The sequence below is a fragment of the Paraburkholderia sp. SIMBA_027 genome (genome assembly GCF_046535315.1).
In the GTDB taxonomy this organism is placed as follows: domain Bacteria; phylum Pseudomonadota; class Gammaproteobacteria; order Burkholderiales; family Burkholderiaceae; genus Paraburkholderia; species Paraburkholderia tropica.
On record NZ_JAWRWY010000689.1, the window covers coordinates 1 to 268 of the forward strand.

General features: G+C 35.4%; 1 protein-coding gene. It reads right to left on the reverse strand.

What is annotated here, in order from left to right:
- The coding region (locus tag SB764_RS40780) for a hypothetical protein (RefSeq protein WP_410866867.1) at positions 1–268 on the reverse strand (268 nt) is incomplete at both ends.

A 268-nucleotide genomic window follows, 5' to 3' on the forward strand; every position in this document is an offset into this window, starting at 1 on the left:
CTTGCTATTTTTTGATTTTCTATGATATCCTTATCATTACCTGTGTTAAAAGCCTGTAATGCTTCAAACTTAGGATAATATTCTCTGTAAACAGCGTCCCAATCCATTCCATCATTTCTTTTCTGCTCATAAAAATAATTATACCGCTGATCCATTACTGTCCAGAATACCTTAAAAAGGTCTGCATAGGATTTTATATCACTGGCGGTATACCTTGTGGGTTCTGTTGTTGAAAGGTCATCTTCTGCTACACAGGAATTAAAAGTGG